Source organism: Mesorhizobium sp. LHD-90 (genome assembly GCF_030929505.1).
Taxonomy (GTDB): domain Bacteria; phylum Pseudomonadota; class Alphaproteobacteria; order Rhizobiales; family Rhizobiaceae; genus Kumtagia.
In genome coordinates this window covers 21,200-41,264 of sequence record NZ_JAVFVV010000019.1, presented here as the reverse complement: position 1 = coordinate 41,264, position 20,065 = coordinate 21,200, and the positions used below count along the sequence as shown (strand labels likewise).

The 20,065-nt window shown below is 64.4% G+C and carries 21 protein-coding genes; 3 read left to right on the top strand and 18 right to left on the bottom strand.

Annotated elements, in window-relative coordinates; genetic code table 11:
* Positions 1-505 precede the first annotated feature (505 nt).
* A complete protein-coding gene (locus RB623_RS23460; RefSeq protein WP_308059446.1) occupies positions 506-1,504 on the top strand; it encodes a hypothetical protein in 999 nt (332 codons plus the stop codon).
* 428 nt (positions 1,505-1,932) lie between these two features.
* Here RB623_RS23460 and ftsH read toward each other — a convergent pair whose 3' ends face one another.
* The 9 genes from ftsH to tolQ form a co-directional block, all read right to left on the bottom strand.
* Complete coding sequence (ftsH, locus tag RB623_RS23455) at positions 1,933-3,873, bottom strand: ATP-dependent zinc metalloprotease FtsH (protein WP_308059445.1); 1,941 nt, start codon at positions 3,871-3,873, stop codon at positions 1,933-1,935.
* Positions 3,874-3,981: 108 nt separating this feature from the next.
* A complete protein-coding gene (gene tilS / locus RB623_RS23450) occupies positions 3,982-5,310 on the bottom strand; it encodes a tRNA lysidine(34) synthetase TilS (RefSeq protein WP_308059444.1) in 1,329 nt (442 codons plus the stop codon).
* A gap of 146 nt (positions 5,311-5,456) precedes the next feature.
* Positions 5,457-6,464 (bottom strand): tol-pal system protein YbgF, encoded by a 1,008-nt coding sequence (gene ybgF / locus RB623_RS23445; protein ID WP_308059443.1) that lies wholly within the window; start codon positions 6,462-6,464, stop codon positions 5,457-5,459.
* 156 nt (positions 6,465-6,620) lie between these two features.
* Positions 6,621-6,971, bottom strand: a complete 351-nt coding sequence (locus RB623_RS23440; protein WP_308059442.1) for a hypothetical protein — start codon at positions 6,969-6,971, stop codon at positions 6,621-6,623.
* 87 nt (positions 6,972-7,058) lie between these two features.
* Positions 7,059-7,562 carry a peptidoglycan-associated lipoprotein Pal gene (gene pal / locus RB623_RS23435; protein WP_308059561.1) on the bottom strand — a complete coding sequence of 168 codons (504 nt, stop codon included), beginning with the start codon at positions 7,560-7,562 and terminating at the stop codon, positions 7,059-7,061.
* Between the two features lie 311 nt (positions 7,563-7,873).
* Complete coding sequence (gene tolB, locus RB623_RS23430) at positions 7,874-9,136, bottom strand: Tol-Pal system beta propeller repeat protein TolB (protein ID WP_308059559.1); 1,263 nt, start codon at positions 9,134-9,136, stop codon at positions 7,874-7,876.
* Between the two features lie 91 nt (positions 9,137-9,227).
* Positions 9,228-10,436, bottom strand: coding sequence for a TonB C-terminal domain-containing protein (locus RB623_RS23425; RefSeq protein ID WP_308059441.1), 1,209 nt, complete (start codon positions 10,434-10,436; stop codon positions 9,228-9,230).
* A gap of 7 nt (positions 10,437-10,443) precedes the next feature.
* Positions 10,444-10,902 (bottom strand): protein TolR, encoded by a 459-nt coding sequence (tolR, locus tag RB623_RS23420; protein WP_308059439.1) that lies wholly within the window; start codon positions 10,900-10,902, stop codon positions 10,444-10,446.
* 10 nt (positions 10,903-10,912) lie between these two features.
* Positions 10,913-11,629 carry a protein TolQ gene (tolQ, locus tag RB623_RS23415; protein ID WP_308059438.1) on the bottom strand — a complete coding sequence of 239 codons (717 nt, stop codon included), beginning with the start codon at positions 11,627-11,629 and terminating at the stop codon, positions 10,913-10,915.
* A 235-nt stretch (positions 11,630-11,864) separates the two neighbouring features.
* On the opposite strand from tolQ, the gene RB623_RS23410 reads away from it, so the two are divergent.
* Positions 11,865-12,644, top strand: a complete 780-nt coding sequence (locus tag RB623_RS23410) for an acyltransferase (protein ID WP_308059437.1) — start codon at positions 11,865-11,867, stop codon at positions 12,642-12,644.
* A gap of 4 nt (positions 12,645-12,648) precedes the next feature.
* Here the strand turns inward: RB623_RS23410 and ybgC are convergent, their stop codons facing one another.
* Positions 12,649-13,128 (bottom strand): tol-pal system-associated acyl-CoA thioesterase, encoded by a 480-nt coding sequence (ybgC, locus tag RB623_RS23405; protein WP_308059436.1) that lies wholly within the window; start codon positions 13,126-13,128, stop codon positions 12,649-12,651.
* 52 nt (positions 13,129-13,180) lie between these two features.
* Between ybgC and RB623_RS23400 the strand changes: the two genes are divergently transcribed.
* A complete protein-coding gene (locus RB623_RS23400; protein WP_308059435.1) occupies positions 13,181-14,431 on the top strand; it encodes a cellulase family glycosylhydrolase in 1,251 nt (416 codons plus the stop codon).
* A 14-nt stretch (positions 14,432-14,445) separates the two neighbouring features.
* Here RB623_RS23400 and RB623_RS23395 read toward each other — a convergent pair whose 3' ends face one another.
* The 8 genes from RB623_RS23395 to RB623_RS23360 form a co-directional block, all read right to left on the bottom strand.
* Positions 14,446-15,354: a metallophosphoesterase gene (locus RB623_RS23395; protein WP_308059434.1), complete on the bottom strand. Its 909-nt coding sequence runs from the start codon at positions 15,352-15,354 to the stop codon at positions 14,446-14,448.
* 169 nt (positions 15,355-15,523) lie between these two features.
* A complete protein-coding gene (gene ruvB / locus RB623_RS23390) occupies positions 15,524-16,564 on the bottom strand; it encodes a Holliday junction branch migration DNA helicase RuvB (RefSeq protein ID WP_308059433.1) in 1,041 nt (346 codons plus the stop codon).
* Positions 16,561-16,959, bottom strand: coding sequence for a PIN domain-containing protein (locus RB623_RS23385; RefSeq protein ID WP_308059432.1), 399 nt, complete (start codon positions 16,957-16,959; stop codon positions 16,561-16,563). The genes ruvB and RB623_RS23385 overlap by 4 nt, the downstream gene beginning before the upstream one ends.
* Positions 16,946-17,248 carry an AbrB/MazE/SpoVT family DNA-binding domain-containing protein gene (locus tag RB623_RS23380; RefSeq protein WP_308059431.1) on the bottom strand — a complete coding sequence of 101 codons (303 nt, stop codon included), beginning with the start codon at positions 17,246-17,248 and terminating at the stop codon, positions 16,946-16,948. The genes RB623_RS23385 and RB623_RS23380 overlap by 14 nt, the downstream gene beginning before the upstream one ends.
* A gap of 59 nt (positions 17,249-17,307) precedes the next feature.
* Entirely contained in the window at positions 17,308-17,928 is a 621-nt protein-coding gene (gene ruvA, locus RB623_RS23375) for a Holliday junction branch migration protein RuvA (RefSeq protein ID WP_308059430.1), read from the bottom strand.
* A 47-nt stretch (positions 17,929-17,975) separates the two neighbouring features.
* Positions 17,976-18,488 (bottom strand): crossover junction endodeoxyribonuclease RuvC, encoded by a 513-nt coding sequence (gene ruvC / locus RB623_RS23370; protein WP_308059428.1) that lies wholly within the window; start codon positions 18,486-18,488, stop codon positions 17,976-17,978.
* A 213-nt stretch (positions 18,489-18,701) separates the two neighbouring features.
* Positions 18,702-19,238, bottom strand: a complete 537-nt coding sequence (locus RB623_RS23365) for a DUF1465 family protein (protein WP_308059427.1) — start codon at positions 19,236-19,238, stop codon at positions 18,702-18,704.
* 329 nt (positions 19,239-19,567) lie between these two features.
* The gene (locus tag RB623_RS23360; protein ID WP_308059426.1) at positions 19,568-19,969 is read right to left on the bottom strand and encodes a hypothetical protein; all 402 of its coding nucleotides are present in this window, start codon (positions 19,967-19,969) and stop codon (positions 19,568-19,570) included.
* Between the last annotated feature and the right edge of the window lie 96 nt (positions 19,970-20,065).

Below are 20,065 nucleotides of genomic sequence, written 5' to 3'. Positions count from 1 at the left end.
GGCCCGCCTTGCCACAATTCACGCGGCCGGCCGGCATCACAAAGTGTGAGTATCTGTTACGAATCCTTAGAAGTCATTTCTGATCTGGGTTTTGACTTCGCTCAATGATCCGCGATTGCACGACGGCAGCTTGACGCCGCCTTGCCCCAACTGAAAGTTCGATTCGGCCTCAGACCTAAGTCTGGAACGAACCAATAAACTGTTTTTATTTAATCTTTTGATGACACGAGGATGCTGACACCCGACCCTCCGCTTGGCGGCGATCGCAAGGCATGCCTGTCCGTTCCCATAGGATAGCGATGTTGCCCAATGCCGTCCCCCTCATGAGGAAGCAATTGATCTTAGCACAATATGGCATGCCCGTGGCAAGCGGCGTGAAATGGCATCCCCTACTCCCCGCACGCCGCTTTAGCCCGCGGGGCACCGCGCAATCCACTGGCCGGACGCTTTGTTGCACGCTATGGTTACGGCCGTAGTTCTTGTGAGCGGTAGCAGGAGGTGCCCTATGCTCATCACTCGACTTGCCACCCTTTCCTGCCTCGCCGTCCTGGCATCACTTTTTATGGCTGCCCCGGCGAGCGCGCTGACCATGGCCGAGTGCAGCGCCAAGTATAACGCCGCCAAGGAAGCCGGAACGCTTGGCGGCATGAAATGGAACGATTTTCGCAAGGCCGAATGCGGCAGTGACGCCAGCGCAACCGCAGAACCGGAACCCGCGGCCGAGAACAAGGATGAAACGGCCAAGGGCCTGACCATGGCCGAATGCAGCGCCAAATACAACGCCGCCAAGGAGGCTGGCACGCTCGGCGGCGCCAAGTGGAATGATTTCCGCAAGGCCGAATGCGGTCCCGGAGCGAGCGCGACTGCAGTAGCTCCGGCCAAGCCCGAAAAATCCAGGAAGGCGGCAGCCTCGTCCGAAACCGAAGACGAAACCGCCAAGGGCCTCACCATGGCCGAATGCAGCGCGAAGTATAATGCAGCCAAGGAGGCGGGCACACTCGGCAGCATGAAGTGGAACGACTTCCGCAAGGCCGAATGCGGTCCCGGAGCAAGCGCCACTGCTGCCGCTCCGGCCAAGGCCGAAAAGTCCAGGAAGGCGGCAGCCTCGGAGGGCAAGGGACTGACGATGGCCGAATGCAGCGCCAAGTACCAGCAGGCCAAGGCTGGCGGAACGCTGAACGGCATGAAATGGAACGATTTCAGAAAATCGTCCTGCGGTGCGAATGCGGCCGACGACGACACCGTCCCGAGCATCGACGAGGCCAACTACACCAGCGAGCCCGAAACGCCGACCGCGAGGGCGCCGCGCGGCATGAAATTCCCGACCGCGATCTCGCGTAAATTCTCGAGCGAGAATCCCGGCAAGGCGCGCATGCACACCTGCCTCGAACAATATTACGCCAACAAGGACGCCGATACGCTTGGCGGTGTGCGCTGGATCCAGAAGGGCGGCGGCTATTACAGCCTGTGCAACGCCAGGCTGAAGGCGGCCACCAACTCCTGACCGTCAGCGAGTTTCGAGCCTTTTGCCGGCGGCGCGGATGGCGCTGCCGGCTTTTTGTTGGACAATGTGCGAATGTTGGAGGCGCACCGTCGGAGTGCGGATAGTTGGATCGCGCTCGGCAGGCGAGAGGCAAAAAAGCTCATCGACTCGCAAGGGTGAGGCCGCGAAGAGAATCCAGAGCGCTGGCGGCTGACGTTCCGGACCGCCGGCATCAATCCACATGACGATGACGTCCGGCTCCGCTGGACCGCTCGGCCTGCCCGGTTCTCGCTGCCTTCGGAAACTCCCGGGCGTTCAAAACCTTTCGCCGTGCCCAGGCACGGCGAACTCGCTACGCGAACCGGTCTTGCCCTCCGCTATGGCTCCGGGCGTTCGTCACTTCAATCGACAAATCGTTGTCGATTGATCGGCCTTCGGCCGACCGTTCCTCACCCCTGCGGCTGGGGCTCCATGCCGCTCTCGGGCTCGCCGCCCTTCTTGCGGCGGCCGCCGGAGGCGCCGGCCTTCGGCACGGCTGATCCGCGGCTCGGCGGCGTGTCGTCGCCGAGATCGCGCGACGGCTTCTTGCCGGCGATCAGTTGCTTGATCTCGTCACCAGACAGCGTCTCGTATTCGAGCAGGCCCTCTGCGATGGCGATCCATTCCTTCTTCTTCTTGGTCAGCACCTGCTTGGCGAAGGAGTAGGCCTCGTCGATCAGCCGGCGCACCTCGGCGTCGATGATCTGGGCGGTCTCTTCCGAGACGTTCTGGGTGCGCGCCACCGAATGGCCGAGGAACACCTCTTCCTGGTTGTCCCCATAGGCTACCTGGCCGAGCTTGTCGGAAAAGCCCCACCGGGTGACCATGGCGCGCGCCAGCTTGGTGGCCTGCTCGATGTCGGAGGAAGCGCCCGACGTGATGTTGTCCTTGCCGAACTTGAATTCCTCCGCGACGCGGCCGCCCATCATGATGGCAAGCCGCGACACCATGTATTTGTAGCTCATCGAATAGCGGTCGCCCTCGGGCAACTGCATCACCATGCCCAGCGCGCGGCCACGCGGGATGATGGTGGCCTTGTGCAGCGGGTCGGCCGACGGCACGTTGAGCGCCAGGATCGCATGGCCGGCCTCGTGATAGGCAGTCAGTTCCTTCTCGGCCTGGGTCATGGCGGTCGAGCGGCGCTCGGCGCCCATCATCACCTTGTCCTTGGCGTCCTCGAACTCCTGCATGGTGACGAGCCGCTTGTTGCGGCGCGCCGCCATCAGCGCAGCCTCGTTGACGAGGTTCATCAGGTCGGCGCCGGAGAAGCCGGGCGTTCCACGGGCCACGACCTTGAGGTCGACATTCGGCGCAAGCGGCACGTTGCGCACATGCACCTTGAGGATCTTCTCGCGGCCGTTGATGTCGGGGTTGGGCACCACGACCTGGCGGTCGAAGCGGCCGGGGCGCAGCAGCGCCGGATCGAGCACGTCGGGACGGTTGGTGGCGGCGATCAGGATGATCGATTCGTTGGATTCGAAGCCGTCCATCTCGACCAGCAACTGGTTCAGCGTCTGCTCGCGCTCGTCATTGCCGCCGCCCAGGCCGGCGCCGCGATGGCGGCCGACCGCGTCGATCTCGTCGATGAAGATGATGCAGGGCGCGTTCTTCTTGGCCTGGTCGAACATGTCGCGCACACGGCTTGCGCCGACGCCAACGAACATCTCGACGAAGTCCGAGCCGGAAATGGTGAAGAACGGCACGTTGGCCTCGCCGGCGACGGAGCGCGCCAGCAACGTCTTGCCCGTGCCGGGAGGGCCGACAAGCAGCACGCCGCGCGGGATCTTGCCGCCCAGGCGCTGGAACTTCTGCGGATCACGCAGGAATTCGACGATTTCTTCCAGATCCTGCTTGGCCTCGTCGACGCCGGCAACGTCGGCGAAGGTGATGCGGCCGTGCGCTTCCGTCAGCAGCTTGGCCTTCGACTTGCCGAAACCCATGGCCCGGCCCGAGCCGGACTGCATCTGGCGCATGAAGAAGATCCACACGCCGAGGATAAGGATCATCGGCAGCCAGCCGATCAGCATATTGAGGATGCCGCCGGAACCCTCGGTCTCAGGCCGCGCGGAGATCGTCACGCCCTTTTCCTCCAGCCGCGACACCAGCGTCGCGTCGCCGGGCGAATAGGTCTGGAAGCCGTTGGAGTTATCGGAATAGGTGCCGGAGATGCGGTCGCCGACGATGGTGACCGTCTTGATGCGTCCGGACGACAGATCTTTCAGGAAATCCGAATAGGCCACCTCGGTCGTGCCGCCCCGCGCCTGCGGGCTGGTCTGGAAGAGGTTGAACAGGGCGATCAGCAATACTGCGATGATCGCCCACAGCGCGAGGTTGCGATAGTTCGGATTCATCAAATATCCCGCTCACACCCGAAACCGGGCATGCGTCCAGAGTAACGTTTGGTCCCGCCTAACATAGGGAGAGCAGCCCATATTGCCAAGCAAAACCCCTCCGAGCGGTTAAGCTCTTCCGACATTGTGACCGGCGCATGGCGGATCGGGAATTGCGGACCCGCCGACCAGCGACGAAACGGCGCGCGCCATGTCGAGATCGAAGGCCGACAGGAAGCGCGCATAGGGCCCGGCGACCGGTGCCGCCTGCCATCCGTCCGTCCCCTCCTGGGCCGGTTGCGCTGCCCGCGCGGCGCGCGCCAGTTGTCCGGGAAGGCCGTCGCCGGCCGCGGTCCGGCGCGCGTTGCCGGCGCCCACGGCAGCTATCGTCGCACTGCCGGACCGAGGCCCTGACAGTCGGAACCGTCCGTCCCAGATCATGCCGTCGTACACCGCCTGCGGCGTCGGCAGGGACCGCTGCTCGCGCGCCACCCAGATGCCGTCGCGGCGCGACGCGATCAGCGCTCGCGACAAAGTGGCGCGGCAGGGTGGCTTTCCGAGCTTTTCCAGCAACGACTGCGTCCGCTGTTCGTCGGGCAGCAGCGCAGCACCGCCGCTTACCGCCAGCAGGACACGCAGCGCGAAGGCGGCCGCCACACCGTCCTCGGCCGTCAGCAAGGAGCGGTCTAGCAAGATAAGGCCCGGCTCCACTTCGCGCGCAAGGGCTGTGACGAGCGAGGCGGCGCGGCGTCCAACGTCGATCCGCTGCCCGGCCGAACGCTTCGCAAGCTCGAGCAGGTCGCGAAATGCATCATCCGCACGCTCGCCAGAACTCAGTTCCGCCCTGACCCGCGCCCGCTCCGAACGCGGATCGACATTGCTCGGATCGTCGAACCAGCCGACGGCGCTCGCCGTGAGAAAGTCGCGCAAGGTCTCGCGCCGCGTTTCGAGCAAGGGCCGCGCGATCCAGACCTTTCCATCGAACAGCGTCGCAGGCGCCATGCCCGCGAGCCCCATCCCGTCGCCGCGCCGCCGGCGCATCGACACGGTCTCGGCCTGGTCGTCGGCGGTGTGCGCCGTGACGACGATATCGGTGCCGGCTTCCTCAGCCGCCTGCGCCAGCAGCCGGTAGCGCGCCTCGCGTGCCGCCGCCGACACGCCGGTCTCGGGTTTCGGACCTGTCCATCGCAGGATGCGGTGCTCGACGCCGAGCTTCGCGGCCAGCCGTCCGACTGCTCGCGCCTCGCCGGCCGCCTCGGGCCGCAGGCCATGGTCCACCGTCACCGCGATCAAACGGACGGGACGCGCGAAACGGTCGATGTGGCGTTTGAGAAGAAGCAGCAGGGCTGTCGAATCGCTTCCGCCGGAAACCGCTGCGACGACTGCGGTGCGGCGCTCGAATGCAAAAGCGCTGAAAGGAGCGAGAAGCTCGCCCGGCGGGCTTAGAGCAGTTTGCATTCAGGCCGGCCCATTCTGCCGGCGACGGTTTGGGCCAAGGTCGAAGGCTTTGGCGCCGGCCGGGCTAATGCCCGGACAAGACGAAGCCCGACGGATTTGGCCCAAACCGTCGCCGGCAGAATGGGCCGGCCTGAATGCAAACTGCTCTAGCACGCGGCGAGCGCCTGTTCCTGTTTGACGCGCTCTTTCAGCGCCGAGGAGATGTTCGGATAACGCTTGCCGACCTCGCTGAAGGTCGCGCAGGCCACTTCGCGCTGGTTCAGGCCGACCATCGACACGCCCAGCTTGAGCAGCATGTCGGGCGCCTTCTTGGCCTTCGGGTAAGCCTTGCTGGCGGCGAGGAAGGTCTCGGCCGCGTCGCGGTATTTCTTCTGCCCCAGCAGCGCCTCGCCCAGCCAGAACTGCGCGTCGGCAGTCCGTTCGTTCTGCGGGAAACGTTCGATGTGGTTGCGAAAACCGGTCTCGGCCGTCGCATAGTCGCCGGATAGGATGAACTGGTAGGAGTTGCGGTAGAGCTCTTCCGGATCGTCGGTGGGCGGCAGCGCCGCCACCACCGAGCCGTTCTCCTTGCCGGCAGGCGCGCCGGCGCTTGGCGCGGCAGGATTCGCGCCGGCGCCGGGATCGACCGAACGCACGTTGCCGTTCTTGTCGACCGTGATCGTGCCGAATGTCTTCTCCGACGCGCCGAGACCGGATCCGGTCGCATTGGTCGTGTCGTTGGCGATCACGCCCTCGACACTGTCGCCAGCGGGTTTGTCCTCCGTCGCCGGCGCGGTCGTGCCGCCGGCGACGGCGCGGTTGCCTCCGCCAGCGCGTGCATCGGACTTCTTCTCGAGTTCCTGGAAGCGGAACTCGTTGTCCTCCTGCATCTTGCGGATCTGCTCCTGCAACTGGATGACCTGGTAGTTGAGGTCCTCGATCGTCCCGTTGAGCTTGCGGATCTGCTCCTCCAGCGCGCCGACGCGTGGATCGGCTGCCTGCGCCACCTGATAGCCCCTCTCGGCCGGGGCGGCGTCGAACACACCCGGCAGCCCCGACGCCGGATGCTGCACCGAGATCCCGTGGTCGGCGGCGGCAACGTCGCGCGCCTCGGCGGCTACGACCGAAAGGAACATGGCGGCGAGCGTGCCGCTCAGGATGGATCGAAAATACATGGGCGTCTCATGGCTGCTGGAGGCTGCGGTTGGGCGAGCCACAGGAACGAAGCAATACGCATTCCGACGCGGCACGCATCGGCTTTCTATCAGGCCGCGAGACTTCGGCCAAATTTTGTTTCGCGCAAGGCGCCTTTGAACCGGGGCGTCCGAGGATCAATTCGGGTCCAGGGCCGGCAGGTCAAGATGCTGCTCGACGCGCCGCATCCGGGCTTCCAATTCGCTGATCAGCACGCCATGGCCGATGACCGAACTGTGATATTCCATCACCGCGCGCCGCAACCCGACGATCTGGTCGCCCAATTCCTTGCGGGTTGTCTTGTCCTCGGCCTGCAAGGTGGCAATGTCGGAGGCGACGTCTGCCCGCAGCGAATGCATTTCCGAGCGGAGTTCCGCCCCCAACCCCACCAGATCGCGTTTGGTCGCCATCTCCGATCGCATATCGCCGATCTCCGCGCGCAAATCGCGCAGCATCCGCAGGATGAGATTGTCGGGCTCGTCGCTCATGTGGCTTTCATACCACACTGCCTTGGAAGCGCAAACGGCGGCCCGAAGGCCGCCGTTGCAGGTTCGTCGAGCCGGGTTCAGAGGCAATCAGCTTCCGGCGCCGCTCAGCGTGGTGACGGCGCGGCGGTTCTGCGACCAGCAGGAGATGTCGTCGCAGACCGCGACCGGACGCTCCTTGCCGTAGGAGATGGTCTTCAGGCGGCCGCCGGCCACACCCCGGGCGATGAGGAAATCGCGCGTCGCCGCGGCGCGGCGAGCGCCCAGCGCCAGATTGTACTCGCGCGTGCCGCGTTCGTCGGCATGGCCTTCCACGACAATCGCGTACTGCCTGTACTTGTTCAGCCACTGCGCCTGGCGGGTCAGCGTCTGCTGGGCGTCGGCGCGGATGGCGGACGAATCGGTGTCGAAGAAGATGCGGTCGCCGACATTGACGGTGAAATCCTGCGCCGAGCCAGGCGTCGCCGCGCCGGCGCCGAGGCCGAGTTCGGCCGCATTGTTCGGCGTCTTCTTGTTGGCGCAGCCCGCTATGGCGAGGGTCGCGACCAGCGCAATCATGACCGGATTGGTTGTAAGCTTTGCGATGCGGCGCATCATCCGCCTCTCCTTAGTTCGGATTCGAGTGAAATCATTGAGCGTTGAGTAACCACGTTTGGGTTAACCGTCGCTCAAGGGACATGGTTAACGCTCTCTTTCAGGCCGCCGTCCACGGCCCGCCGCCCATGCCAGAAGTCGCGCGCACCCTAGGCGGAAATGCGACGAAAAGGCGGCGAGGTAGTGAAACTTCGCCGCGTTGCGACCAAATGTCGGTCTTCTTGAGAAGGTCGGGGCGTATTGAGATTCAGGTCGGGCTGAGCCGAAAATGGCCATTTGCAGGCCAGCCTCACCTGAATATCAATATGGCTCTATTCGAGCAGCGGCGACCACGCCGGGTCGGACGCAAAATGCGAGGTAGGGATCGGCTGTTCGTTGCGGCCGGTGAGGTCGATCGAAAACAAGCGCGGGCCGCCGGAGCCGGCCGCCTCCTTGAAGAACATGATGTAGCGGCCGTTGGGCGCCCAGGTCGGCCCTTCCTGCTGGAAGCCCGACGACAGGATGCGCTCTCCCGAACCGTCGGTGCGCATCACGCCGATCTGGAACTCGCCGCCGGCCTGCTTGGTGAAGGCGATCAGGTCGCCGCGCGGCGACCACACCGGTGTCGAATAGCTGCCTCCGCCGAAGGAGATGCGGGTCTGGCCCGAGCCGTCGGCGCCCATCACGTAGATTTGCGGCTGTCCGCCGCGGTCCGAGGTGAACACGACCTGCGATCCGTCCGGCGAGTAGGAGGGCGAGGTGTCGATCGAATTGGAATCGGTCAGCCGGGTCGTCGTGCGGCTGCGCAGGTCCATGGCGTAGATGTTGGAATTGCCGTCGTCGCGCAGCAGACTCATGATCACCTTCTGCCCGTCCGGCGAGAAGCGCGGCGCAAAGGTCATGCCCGGGAAATTGCCCACGAGTTCGCGCTGCCCGGTCTCGATCTGCAAGAGATAGACGCGCGGCTGGCCGCTTTCATAGGACATGTAGGTGATTTCCTGGCGCGTCGGCGAGAAGCGCGGCGTCAGCGCGATGGCGCGGCCGTCCGACAGATAGCGTACATTGGCGCCGTCCTGGTCCATGATGGCCAGCCGCTTCTTGCGGTCGTTCTTGGAGCCGGACTCGTCGATGAAAACGACGCGCGTGTCGAAATAGCCTTTTTCGCCGGTGATCTTTTCATAGATGGCGTCGGCGATGATGTGGGCGACGCGGCGCGAATTCTGTGGGCTGGAAAAGAACTGCTCGCCGATCAACTGCTCGCCGGCGAACGTGTCCCAGAGCCGGACCTCGGCGCGGATGCGCCCGTCGCCCTCCTGGGTGACGCGGCCGGTCACCAGCGCCTGCGCGTTGATGACCTTCCAGTCGTCGAAACGCGGCACCGCGTCCGGATTCGAGATTTTCTCGATGAAGGCGCCCTTGTCGATCGGCGCGAACAGGCCGGACCGCTGCAGGTCGGCGGCGACGATCTGCGAAATCTCCGCGCCGAGACCCTGGCCGAGGAAATCGGTGATGGCGATCGGCATCGGCTCGACGACGCCCCTGTCCAGCGTCAGTTCGAGCCGGGCCTGCGCGGCCGGCACGAAGGCGCCGAGCATGCCGGCGGCCAGCAGACCGATTGATACGATTGCTCTCAGCAGCTTATGCATCGATACAAAACCTCTTCATTCCGTTTGGCCTAGCTGCGGCTCAGAAATACATGCCGCGCGGGTCGAAGGTGATGGCAACGTCCGACCAGATGTCTTCCTTGCCCAGCGGCAGTTGCAGGCCCTGGTCGCTGCATTTCATGATGGCGCGAACCGCGCTCTGGTCGAAGGCGCGGTTGCCGCTGGAGGTTTCGACCTGCGGCCGGCCGGTGACTTTCAGCGAACCCGGGTCCACCTGGAAGGCGACGACCGCGGTCAGGCTGTCTCCATTCTCGGCGCCGGCGGGCACGCTCCAGCAATTCTGCAACTGGCGCAGGAAGGCATCCTCCTCGCCCCTCGACAGTTTGCCGCCCTTGTTCTTCTCGCCACCCAGCGCGGACGTCTGCGTCGAGCGTTTGGCTCCGCCGCCCTTGGCCTTGTCCTTGTTCAGCACGCTGTTGATCTGATCCTCGATCGACCCGGTGTCGTCCGATTTCGGCTTAGATGAAGCTTCCTTGACCGGCTTTTCCGATGCCTTGCGCTCGTTCGCCTTCGCCGTCTGCGCCTCCGCCGGGCGCGGTTTCGCCTGCGGCGCCGGTGCGCTGCTCGGCAGTTGCACGCTCTCCTCGGCCGGCGCCGGCTTCTCCTCGGCAATCGCCTCGGCGATGGCGTCCGGCTTGACCGGTTCGATGGCTGCGACCGTCTCCTCCGGTTGTTCGGCGGGTTTCGGCTCCGCCTGTTTCACCGGTTCGGGTTTGGGTTCCGGCTTGACTGCCGGTTCAGGCTGCTTGACGGGTTCGGGTTTCGGCTCGGGCTCTTTGACCGGCTCCGGCTTGACCTCTTCTTGCGGCGCCGGCACCGGCGCAAGTTCTGTCGCCGGGACAGGTTTCGGCTCTTCCTTGGGTTTCGGCGTGTCTTCCAGCGCCGGCTTGGCCACCGGCGTGGGCGCGGGCGCGGCCGCCTCCGCCGTCTTCACCGGCTTGGGCTTGCCGTCCGGCGTCGGCGGGTTTTCGGTGTCGATGTCGTTGTCGCCGATCTTCTCAGCGTTCTCGACCACGTCCGGCCGCTCCGTCGGCGTCGGCGCCGCCTTTTCGGCCATAGGCGCCTTCTTGTCGCCTTCCTGGATCTGCGTCATCTCCGAAAGCGGCACGATGTCGACCGGCAGGGCCTCGACGTCGGCGACTTCGAGCGGCGCCGGCGCCGACAGCGAGAACAGGCCGAAGCCCAGCACCGCCGCGTGCAGGACCACCGATGTTGTAAGGCCGGCCTTCATTGCCGTTTCAGGTGCCCTGTTCCGGCAGGCTGACCAGGCCGATGTTCTTGAAACCGGCGGCGCTGATCTCGGCCATGACCTTCATGACGGTGCCGTAGTCAGCGGTCTTGTCGCCGCGAATGAAGATGCGCTCCTCATAGCCGGTCTTGGCGATCGCCTGCAGCTTCGGCACCACCTCGTCGATCGGAATCACCGTCTCCTGCAGGTGGATCTCGCCGGCCTGGTTCACCGAAATCGTGATCGGCTGCGTGTCGGCGTTCATCGCCTTGGCCTGCGTCTCAGGCAGGTCGATCGGCACGCCGACGGTGAGCAGCGGTGCTGCCACCATGAAGATGATGAGCAGCACCAGCATCACGTCCACGAAGGGCGTGACGTTGATTTCCGACATCAGGCCATGATGGCGCCCTCGCCGCCTGTGGCCGCGCCCGCCGCGTCCCGACCGTGCCGCGCCTACCGACATTCCCATCGTTCAGTCCTCAGGCCGCCCGCTGCTGCGGGATTTTTTCATCGATTTGGCGCGAGAGTATGGCCGAGAACTCGTCGGCGAATCCCTCCATGCGCACAGCCAGCTTACCGGCGTCCGACGACAGCTTGTTGTAGGCGATGACGGCGGGGATGGCGGCGAGCAGGCCGATCGCCGTGGCGAGCAGCGCCTCGGCGATGCCGGGCGCGACGACGGCGAGGTTGGTCGACTTCGAGCCGGCGATCGCCTGGAAGGAGGTCATGATGCCGACCACCGTGCCGAACAGGCCGACGAACGGACCGGCCGAGCCGATCGTGGCGAGGAAGCCGAGCTGGCCTTCCAGCCGCTCCATCTCGCGGGTGAGGGCAAGATCCATCGCCTTGTCGATGCGATTCTGCAATCCGATGGGCGACTTGGCGCCCTTCTCAAAACTCTTCTTCCATTCGCGCATGGCGGCCACGAAGATCGAACCCATGCCGGTCGGCTTGCGCTCCGACAGCGTGCGGTAGAGATCGTCGAGCGACTGCCCCGACCAGAACACCTGCTCGAAGCGGTTCAACGAACGGCGCATACGCGAATAGGCGAGCAGCTTGTCGACGACGATCGCCCAGGTCCAGATCGACGCCGCGAGCAGGCCGATCATCACCAGCTTGACCACCCAGCCGGCTTGCAGGAACAACGCCCAAACTGACAACTGCACGCCTGGCTCGGCGAGAGGTAGGTTTTCCATCGTCAGACAGTCCTTAAAGAGATCCGGGCATCAGCCCCCGGCCAGCCCCTTGGCAGCATTCCGTTCCGTCGTGTCGCGGCGCGCTAGGCGCACCTGCCCTGAAATGTGCCGATGCGGCCTTTTCAAGACAAAGTTTGGTGAAACGAAGGCGGCCTTCGCCGTCGATTTTCACCAGTTCCTTCATGGACCGTTATGGTTAACGAGATGTTAGGATCGGACCGCCCGCGGCGCCTGGATGTCGACGCTGGAGGATGCCTGCACAACCGGACGAAAATTTACGGTCGATCGCTACCCACGCCAATCGCGGTTGCAGTATATGCAATCCATGACCGTCCCGACCAATCTTGCCGCAATTTGGTTCGCACTGAACCGCGTTGTGTCGTGGCCGATATTCAACCGCATGGGCCGGGGCGGCCGGCTCGATGCATCCCAGGCGCGCTCCCTGCGAGGGTGGGCCGTTGTGACCAACGGAACCGGCAACCTCTTTCGGATCGGAAAGGACTCCCGATTCAAGGGTACGGTAGAATTCGCGGGCGACAACAACAGGGTGCTGATCGGGGTGGATTGCTCCTTTCAGGGAAAGATCTTCGTGAGCGGCAACGACCAGAGCGTTGTCATCGGCGACAATTCCGGCGCCAAGGGCCTTTACATCCTTTGCGCCGAGAATTGCGATGTCCGCATCGGCAAGCGGTGCATGTTCTCGCGCGAGATCGAAATCCGGACGACGGACGCGCATTCCGTCGTCGACCGCAGGACCGGCAAGCGCACGAACACACCTGCTTCAATTCAGATCGGCGACCATGTCTGGGTTGGCCTGAGGGCGATAATCACCAAAGGCGCTACCGTTCCGTCCGACAGCGTCGTGGCGGCGATGTCGTTCGTGAATGGTCAGTTCGAGGAGGAAGGGGTGATCCTGGCCGGTGCGCCGGCCCGCGTCATCAAGAAGGGAATAACTTGGAACGGCGCGCGGAAAAGGCGCTTCAGCGAACGAGAACTGGACCACTGGAAAGGCTGAGGTCTTATCTCCCGACACCGGCTTCCGACATGAAGGCCGGCAGCCACTCCTTTGGAAAGCGCCTCGGACGCCCGTTCTCGCCGACGATCGCCGCTTCCACCCGCGCCCTCACCAGAATCTCGCCGTTGCGCGACAGAGTCTGCGCCATGAAGATACGCGCGCCGGAAATTTCTTCGGTGCGAGTGTCCACCGTCAAGATGTCGTCGATGCGGGCCGGCGCGACGAAATCGATCTCCATGCGCCGAACCACCCAGCTTATGCGCTCGCCATGCTTTCCATCAGCGAGTTCGGTGTGATGCACGCCCGCCATGCGCAAAAAATCCGAGCGGCCGCGTTCCAAAAATTCGAGATAGCGGGCGTGGTAGACGACGCCGGAGAAATCGGTGTCGGCATAATAGACACGCGCCGCCAGCCGGTGGCCAGCGCTGGTCAGCATGCCGGTCAAGCCCGCGGTCAGGGCGGATTCTTCATCATGATCGCCCATCGCGCTTCCCTTTTCCAAGACTTGCTGACACCAATCGCGGCGACCAAACCGGATGGCATTTATGACTTCTCCGTTCAAGGCCTGGCTGCTGGCGGCCGCGCTGTTCGCCTGCGCCGCCGCGCCGGCCTCGGCCGCGAGTTTTTCGGCCAAGCGCGGCATCAATCTCGACATTTGGACCACTTGGCCGCCAGAAGAAAAATGGGCTGACGGCAGCCTTCTCCTTCCCTTTCCCGAATGGCGGAAGTTTTTGAAGGCCGCCGACCTCGAGGCCTTGAAAGCCGACGGTTTCGATTTCGTGCGCATGCCGGTCGATCCGCTGCCCTTCCTGTCGGAACGCTCCGCCGGGCTGACCGAGGAACTTTTGGCTTCGGTCCGCGACTCGGTGCGGCTGGTCAACACCGCCGGGTTGAAGGTGGTGGTCGACATGCATCTCGTGCCGGCCGGCGGCAACCGCTCGCTCGGCACGAATGAGGTGCTTTCCGACGACACCCTGTTCGACCGCTATGTCGAGCTGGTGCGGCGCATGGCCCGCACACTGGCGGCGGAGGACCCGGAACGCGTCGCCTTCGAACTAATGAACGAGCCGACCACCGAATGCGAGGGCGCCGAGGCGCGCGCCTGGGCCGACAGGCTGCACCGGCTGTTCGCGGCGGCGCGGTCCTCCGCGACCCGGCTGACGCTGGTGCTTTCCGGCGCCTGCTGGGGCAGCGCCGGGGGTCTGGCCGCGCTCGATCCGAAATCCTTTCCGGACGACAATCTGATGTGGAGTTTCCATGCCTACGACCCGTTCCTTTTGACGCATCAGGGCGCGACCTGGACGGGCGATTTCATCAGCTACGTATCGGGCATCCCCTACCCGCCTTATGCAGTGCCGCGCGAGGAGCTGGACACGATCGTCGCTGCGATCAAGAAACGCATCGACGCCGAGGCGCCATGGTCGGGCCGCGCCGGCATGAAATCCTATCTCGACGAGCTTTTGGGCGAGATCGATACGAAGGAAAAACTGTCGGCGGTCATGGACAAGCCGTTCGCCACCGTTGCCGCCTGGGCCGAGAAGAACGGCATTCCGCCCGAAACCATCCTGCTCGGCGAGTTCGGCATGATCCGCCAGGAATGGCAGGGCTCCTATGTGGCGCCGCCGGGCCAGCGCGCCGCCTATTACAAGGACATGATCGGCAATGCTGAGAAGCACGGCTACGCCTGGTCGATCTGGAGTTACGGCGGCGCCTTCGGCGTCGTCGAATCGTTCGAGGGCAAGAAGGCCGAACCGAATGTGCTCGACATGGTGCAGGAGCTTCCCTGACGACCCGAGCCGGCTCAAGCGTCCCCGAGATCGATCTGCACGATTTCCGGCGGCATGCCGAAACGCACCGGCAGGATGCTGCATCCCAGCCCGCCGGAGACGATCAGGTGGCGGCCGTCCTCGACGATATGGCCGTAGGCGTAGCGGTTGCCGAAGCGGGACGGCACGACGGGCGCATAACCGAGCAGCCGCACCTGGCCGCCATGGGTATGGCCCGACAGCGTCAGCGAGATGCGGTGCCGCACTTTCGGAAAGATGTCGGGCTCGTGCGCCAGCAGGATTGCCGGCGCGCGGTCGGTGATTTTTTCGAGCGTCGCATCCAGATCATCCAATCCGCGAAATCCCTTGCGGCCCCAGCGCTTGCCGGGGCGCAGCGCAAGCTGGTCGCCCAGCCCGGCGATCCAGAACGGTTTTCCGTCTTTCTCCAGGCGGATGGCGTCGTTTTCCAATACCGGGACACCCGCTTTCTCCAGTTCCGAGCGGGCAATCGTAGGCCCACGCCCGGCCTTCTGCGCCGCAAGGTCCTCCCACCAGTCGTGGTTGCCCAGCACCGCATGCACCCCGAGCGGCGCCTTCAAGCCGCCGAGCAGCGGCGCCCATTCGGCCGCCTTGACCCAGTCGGTCGCAAGCGACGTACCGCTGACATAATCGCCGAGCAGCACGATCACGTCCGGTTCCAGCGCGTTGGCGTGTTCCACCAGTCTCTCGATCCGTTCGGGCGGCATCCACGGCCGGCAGGCATGGATGTCGGCGAGCGCCACGATGCGCAGTTTTAGATCGCCCGGCCAGCCTGGCGGCTTCAACGCGTAACGTTTAACCCGCGTCAGAAGCTGCGGCTCGACGCCGAAGGCATAGCCGCCCAGCGCCAGCGTCGCCAGCAGCGACCCGCCGACAAGTTTCAAGAAGCCGCGCCTGGTGATCATCGGATGCCCCGAAAGCGGAGGGGCAGGATGCCCGTCGCAGGAGCATATCAGACCGCTTCAAAGCGTCGGCAAACGGACCAAGTCCAGGAGTTTTTGCGCAGAAGCGAACAACGCCGTTTCCGTGTCGCCGAACTCGGTTCCAGGCCTCCGGTTGACGCAACCCGGCGCCCTACGCATCGTCCTCGAACAAAGTCGCCTGAATTGCCGCGAGATTGCGCGGCGGCTCCAAGCCCAGATGTTTCCAGGCGTTGGCCGTCAGCACGCGGCCGCGCGGCGTGCGCTGGATAAAACCCTGCTGGATGAGATAGGGTTCGATGATGTCCTCGATGGCGTCGCGCGGCTCCGACAGGCCGGCCGAAATCGTCTCGATACCCACCGGCCCGCCGCCGAAATTTTGCGCGATCATGGTGAGATAGCGGCGGTCGAGCTGGTCCAGCCCGAGCGCGTCGACGTCGAGCCGGCGCAGCGCCTCGTCGGCCACTTTTCGCGACACCTTTTCGGCGCCGTCGACGCTGGCGAAGTCGCGCACCCGCCGCAGCAGGCGGCCGGCGATGCGCGGCGTGCCGCGCGCTCGCCTGGCGATCTCCAGCGCCCCGTCGTCGGCGATCGGCATCTGCAGAATGCGCGCGCCGCGCCGCACGATGCTCTCCAGTTCCTCGACGGAATAGAAGTTCAACCGCACCGGTATTCCAAAACGGTCGCGCAGCGGGTTGGTCAGCAGCCCCAGCCGCGTGGTTGCGGCGACCAGCGTGAAGCGCGCCAGCTCGATCTTCACCGAGCGCGCCGCGGGGCCCTCGCCGATGATCAGGTCGAGCTGGAAATCCTCCATCGCGGGATAGAGGATTTCCTCCACCGCCGGGTTCAGCCGGTGGATCTCGTCAATGAACAGAACGTCGCGGTCCTCGAGATTGGTCAGAAGTGCTGCGAGGTCGCCCGCCTTGGCGATGACCGGACCGGAGGTCGAGCGGAAATTGACGCCGAGTTCGCGCGCCATGATCTGCGCCAACGTCGTCTTGCCCAGCCCGGGTGGCCCGACGAACAGCACGTGATCGAGCGCCTCGCCTCGCGCCTTTGCCGCCTCGATGAACACTTTGAGATTGGCGCGCGCCGCCGCCTGGCCGACGAACTCGTCGAGTGTCTGCGGGCGCAGCGTCGCATCGGCGTCCTCACCGCGCTTTTCGAAGGAGATGAGGCGGGCGGGTTGGCTCATACGAGCAATTCCATGGAGGGGATGGCGCGCGCGGCTCGCACATCAAAGGTAACAACACGCCCGCAACCCATCCTCTCCGATGCCCACGCAACCAGAAAATCAGCGATGTCCGTTCCGGGACCGGTCGATGTCGAGAACAATGAGCTCAGTCGAGCGCCATCCTCGATAACCAATTCGGCACTGCTCAGCAAACGTCGAACAACATCCTCGACATCCCGCCTCGAATAGCTCAACCGCCTTCTCAGCACCCATACTGTCTCGGCGAGCACGATCCCGCTGATGAATGCGGGATCGTCAGCCGAGCGCTGGCCGAAAAAGGCCTTCGCAGCCGCGTTTTGGGCGGGATCGTCGACGATCAGAAGCCGCAGGAGGACGTTTGTATCAACGCCGATCACGCGATGCCTCGCGCTCCTGGTGCCATTCCCGCTGAATGCGTTCGTCGTCCTCGACCACGGCGTCCATGATGGCCTCATCGATCTCCTCGATGGAAAGCCCCTTTCCCGAGGGTGGAGGTCCCAGGATCCCCGCCAGATCGACCGCCCGGATGTTTCGTGGCTTGACGATCGTTTCGCCGTCGCGCTCTACGAATTCCACGATATCGCCCGGCTTAAGATGGTGACGGTCGCGTACTTCCTTGGGCAAGGTGATCTGCCCCTTGGAGGTGATCTTAGCTCTGGCGCCCATGATCCTGTCTCCGAATTCCTTACTTCTTGACAATAGTAAGGATAAGAACGCTTCGCAACTCACCGCGCCAGTTCCTTCAGCCCCAGCCGGATCAGCTTCGCCGAATCCGCGCCCTCGCCCGCGGCCTTCAGCGCCGCCGCCACGGCATTTGCCGCGGTGTCGCGCGAATAGCCGAGATTGGTCAACGCCGAGACCGCATCGGCCACCGGCGCCGGCGCGACGCCCTCGCCAAGCTCCTGCTTCAGCCCGATCGTGCCCGACGCGGCGCCCGCGAAAGCCGGCGCCTTGGTCCTGAGTTCGGTGACGATGCGCTCCGCCACCTTCTTGCCGACGCCCGGAGCGCGCGAAACCATGGCGATGTCGCGCAGCGCAATGGCATTGGCGAGGTCGGCCGGCTCCAGCGTCGACAGAACCGAGAGCGCCACCTTGGCGCCGACGCCCTGCACATTGCCCATCAGCAGGCGGAACCACTCCCGCTCCAGTCCGGTGCGAAAACCGTAGAGGCGGATCATGTCCTCGCGCACATAGGTCTCGATGAACAGCGTCACCGCCTCGCCGGCCCCGGGCAGCGAAGCCAGCGTGCGCGTCGAGCAATGCGCGACATAGCCGACGCCGTGCACGTCGACCGTGCAGTGATCCTCGCCGATCTCGTCGACCACGCCCTTGAGCTTGCCGATCATTCAGATGCCCCCTTGGCCCAGGACAACTCCTCAACCGCCATGCAATGTCAGCCCGCCAGCGCCGCCAGCCGGTAGCCTATGCTTTGCCGGTGATGCGCGTGGCATATGGCGATGGCCAGCCCGTCCGCCGCGTCGTCGCCCTCGAATGTCGCCTTGGGAAGCAGCACTTTCACCATCATGTGTATCTGCCGCTTCTCCCCGTGGCCGACGCCGATCACCGCCTTCTTCACCGCGTTGGGCGCGTATTCGGAAACCGGCAGCCCGGCGCGGGCCGGCACCAACATGGCGATGCCGCGTGCCTGGCCGAGCTTCAGCGTCGCGGTCGCGTCCTTGTTGACGAAGGTCGCCTCGACCGCCGCCTCGCGCGGCCGGTGCGCATCGAGCACCGCACACAGCCCGTCATGCAACTGGCAGAGCCGCGCAGCAAGGTCGGCCTTCTCGTCCGACTTCACCGTGCCGGACGCGACGAAGCGCAGCACGCTGCCCTGTTGCTCGACGATGCCCCAGCCGGTCCGCCGCAGGCCTGGGTCTATGCCGATGATGCGAATCGTTTCCTGCATGGGCGAAGCCTATCCCTTCGCCGCATGCCTGTCAGGAAAATGTGAACGAAACGAAAACGAACGTGCCGGTTCAGATTGTTGAGATTCAGGTCAGGCGGAGTCGAAAATGGTGGCAGGCGGGGTCGCGAAGCGACGAGCGGAGCGTGCTTAAAGTATGTGAGCACCGGAAGCGCAGTCTGCCGCCATTTGCAGACCGGCCTCACCCGAATCTTGTCAGCCGCGGGCAAAAGCCGTGTTGAGCAGGCTGATCTGGTCGGAAACCGGATTGCTGCGGCGCGGCGGGGGCATGTCCGTCATGCCGGCGTTGCGCCCATAAATCTCCTCGTCCATCAGCCGCACCAGGTTCTGCAGGCTGAGCGAGTTGTTGACCAGCGCCAAAAAAGCTTCCGGCAATTCGTTCCAGCCGATCGCGTTGTCCGGCGCCGAGGCCGTATCCAGCCGCACCTTGGATTTCTCCGAGGCGACCTGGTCGCGTGTCATCTCGCCGGAATTGGCGGCGCGCTGCAACAGCAGCCAGGAGGCGATCTGCATCAGCCTCGTGGTCAGCCGCATCGATTCGGCGGCATAGAGCGTGGCGGCCATGCGCGACAGCTTCCGCGCCTCGACGCGGCCAGGGCCGTCGAGATATTCGGCGGCGCGCTCCACCAGGCTCATGCCTTCATTATAGAGCGGCTTGAAGGAATCCGAGAACACCCGGCGTTCCGCCAGCTTGATCGGTTGTCCGCTGCCCATCGAAAGTCTGCCCGTCATTCTCGCCCCGGCGGAGGAAAATCGCGCCGGCTTCGTTTGCCGGACATGGCGCTTTTTGCCGATTCCCCTCGCCTGCGAAAGATGCTCCCGCGCGCCGGCGAAGGCAAGGACATGTTTAATAAAGGGTTAACGCGGTCGCCGCCGGAGCGTGAACAAAAAAAAGAGCCGCGGGAACGCGGCTCTCGAGAGTTAACAGGGAGGCGTCAAACGAAGTGGCTCCAACCACTCGGTAAGAATCCAGATAACTGGATACGCACAGTAATGAACCATAATGCTTAATGGACGCTTAACGGGCCGGACTATTTTTTACCGACCGGCCCGAAACTGTATCATCGGGAGACAGTTTGCACTCCAACCGGCTTGCGCATCGCCGAAAACGCGATTCCTGCAAACAGCAGGATGCCGGCATAGAAGGCCATGGACGCGGTGGCCACCACCGGTTCGACCGCGGCCTTGCCGGCGAGCAGGAAATAGAGCCCGACGATCAGCGCCACGCCGCTGACGGCCGTCAGCCAGAAATGCACGGCGGCGAGCCGCGACGCCGCGGCCGCCGGCATGAGGTGATAGAAGAAGGCGAACACCGCCGACATCAGCCAGCCCGCCACCATGGCGTGCGCGTGCACCGGCATCTGCGAATGGTCGTGGGTGATCGACATATGCAGCCCGAGCGCCATGCCGCAGATCGCGTAGAGGATGGCGAGCGTGAAGAAATTCCGTGCAACGCCGTGCATTGCTTTGTCCTTTTCAGTCCGAATACCGAGGGAGCTACGCCGGTCGCCCCGCGCGGACCGGCTGTCTGTCGGCGGATGCCGTCAGAGTCCTTGTTC

Excerpts from the sequence above, each read along its gene's own strand:
- RB623_RS23400 (WP_308059435.1), top strand. The coding sequence starts at position 13,181 with ATGGCATTTATGACTTCTCCGTTCAAGGCCTGGCTGCTGGCGGCCGCG.
- RB623_RS23410 (WP_308059437.1), top strand. The coding sequence starts at position 11,865 with ATGTCGACGCTGGAGGATGCCTGCACAACCGGACGAAAATTTACGGTC.
- RB623_RS23360 (WP_308059426.1), bottom strand. The coding sequence starts at position 19,969 with ATGCACGGCGTTGCACGGAATTTCTTCACGCTCGCCATCCTCTACGCG.
- RB623_RS23425 (WP_308059441.1), bottom strand. The coding sequence starts at position 10,436 with ATGAAGGCCGGCCTTACAACATCGGTGGTCCTGCACGCGGCGGTGCTG.
- ruvA (WP_308059430.1), bottom strand. The coding sequence starts at position 17,928 with ATGATCGGCAAGCTCAAGGGCGTGGTCGACGAGATCGGCGAGGATCAC.
- RB623_RS23440 (WP_308059442.1), bottom strand. The coding sequence starts at position 6,971 with ATGAGCGACGAGCCCGACAATCTCATCCTGCGGATGCTGCGCGATTTG.
- ybgF (WP_308059443.1), bottom strand. The coding sequence starts at position 6,464 with ATGTATTTTCGATCCATCCTGAGCGGCACGCTCGCCGCCATGTTCCTT.
- RB623_RS23365 (WP_308059427.1), bottom strand. The coding sequence starts at position 19,238 with ATGACGGGCAGACTTTCGATGGGCAGCGGACAACCGATCAAGCTGGCG.
- RB623_RS23380 (WP_308059431.1), bottom strand. The coding sequence starts at position 17,248 with ATGGGCGCCAGAGCTAAGATCACCTCCAAGGGGCAGATCACCTTGCCC.
- tilS (WP_308059444.1), bottom strand. The coding sequence starts at position 5,310 with ATGCAAACTGCTCTAAGCCCGCCGGGCGAGCTTCTCGCTCCTTTCAGC.
- ruvC (WP_308059428.1), bottom strand. The coding sequence starts at position 18,488 with ATGCAGGAAACGATTCGCATCATCGGCATAGACCCAGGCCTGCGGCGG.
- ftsH (WP_308059445.1), bottom strand. The coding sequence starts at position 3,873 with ATGAATCCGAACTATCGCAACCTCGCGCTGTGGGCGATCATCGCAGTA.
- pal (WP_308059561.1), bottom strand. The coding sequence starts at position 7,562 with ATGCGCCGCATCGCAAAGCTTACAACCAATCCGGTCATGATTGCGCTG.
- ruvB (WP_308059433.1), bottom strand. The coding sequence starts at position 16,564 with ATGAGCCAACCCGCCCGCCTCATCTCCTTCGAAAAGCGCGGTGAGGAC.
- ybgC (WP_308059436.1), bottom strand. The coding sequence starts at position 13,128 with ATGGGCGATCATGATGAAGAATCCGCCCTGACCGCGGGCTTGACCGGC.
- RB623_RS23395 (WP_308059434.1), bottom strand. The coding sequence starts at position 15,354 with ATGATCACCAGGCGCGGCTTCTTGAAACTTGTCGGCGGGTCGCTGCTG.
- tolR (WP_308059439.1), bottom strand. The coding sequence starts at position 10,902 with ATGGGAATGTCGGTAGGCGCGGCACGGTCGGGACGCGGCGGGCGCGGC.
- tolQ (WP_308059438.1), bottom strand. The coding sequence starts at position 11,629 with ATGGAAAACCTACCTCTCGCCGAGCCAGGCGTGCAGTTGTCAGTTTGG.
- tolB (WP_308059559.1), bottom strand. The coding sequence starts at position 9,136 with ATGCTCGGCGCCTTCGTGCCGGCCGCGCAGGCCCGGCTCGAACTGACG.
- RB623_RS23460 (WP_308059446.1), top strand. The coding sequence starts at position 506 with ATGCTCATCACTCGACTTGCCACCCTTTCCTGCCTCGCCGTCCTGGCA.